The following is a 251-nucleotide window of genomic DNA, read 5'->3' as shown; positions in this document are numbered from 1 at the left end:
AGCAAGATCTTTTATTTCATCATGTGTATTTACATGAATTCTTTCCGTAATTTTTTCTTTAGAAGAAATTGATTTAATAGCTTGAATTACATTTTTAATCGTTTTTGTAATGGAATTCGAAATATAGAGTGAAACGATAATGGAAATACAAGAAAGTAAGAACAATAAACTGTATAACCAAATCTCTAATTTATTATTTTCAATATCTAATTGTGCTGCTCTTTTTTTCGTTAATTGCTCCTCAGTGCTCC

The 251-nt window shown here is 26.7% G+C and carries 1 protein-coding gene; it reads right to left on the bottom strand.

Annotated features, from left to right (window positions below; translation table 11 throughout):
* The coding region (locus SB717_RS38105) for a hypothetical protein (protein ID WP_410908378.1) at window positions 1-251 on the bottom strand (251 nt) is incomplete at both ends.

The sequence above is a fragment of the Priestia sp. SIMBA_032 genome, from assembly GCF_046535215.1.
Taxonomy (GTDB): Bacteria; Bacillota; Bacilli; order Bacillales; family Bacillaceae_H; genus Priestia; species Priestia aryabhattai.
The sequence above is the reverse complement of the archived record's forward strand: the minus strand, read 5'-3'. Positions and strand labels throughout refer to the sequence as shown.